Consider the following 431-nt stretch of genomic DNA (forward strand, 5'->3'; position numbering starts at 1 on the left):
AGACGGGGGTATCGGCGCCCAATTTTGACCCCCCTGATGTTTTGTCGGACCGTTCGCTGGAGGGTCAGCGAGCGGAGGGGGAGATGAAGCGGGTGGATACGATCGCGCGGGTCCGACGAGCCTTCTATGTTCATGGGTGGTCGGTAAAGAAGATCGTTCGGGAACTGCACGTGTCGCGGAACACGGTGCGTAAGATCCTGCGGTCGGACGAGACGGATTTCAGCTACGAGCGCAGCCGCCAGCCGTTGCCCCGGATCGGGCCGTGGCAGGGTCAGCTCGAGCAGTTTCTGTCCTCGAATGCGTCGAAGGCATCTCGTGAGCGGCTGACGCTGATCCGCATCTTCGAGGAGTTGCAGGCCCTCGGATATGAGGGCGGATACGATGCCGTGCGCCGGTTCGCGCGAACCTGGTCACAGTCCCGCGGGGCGGTG

1 protein-coding gene is annotated in these 431 nt (G+C 63.3%); it reads left to right on the forward strand.

Annotated elements, in window-relative coordinates; translation table 11 throughout:
* Positions 1–83: 83 nt before the first annotated feature.
* Positions 84–431 (forward strand): helix-turn-helix domain-containing protein (locus PIJ50_RS16330; RefSeq protein WP_271976659.1); only part of this gene is annotated, 348 nt, incomplete at its 3' end.

Source organism: Falsirhodobacter sp. 20TX0035, assembly GCF_028307215.1.
In the GTDB taxonomy this organism is placed as follows: Bacteria; Pseudomonadota; Alphaproteobacteria; order Rhodobacterales; family Rhodobacteraceae; genus Falsirhodobacter.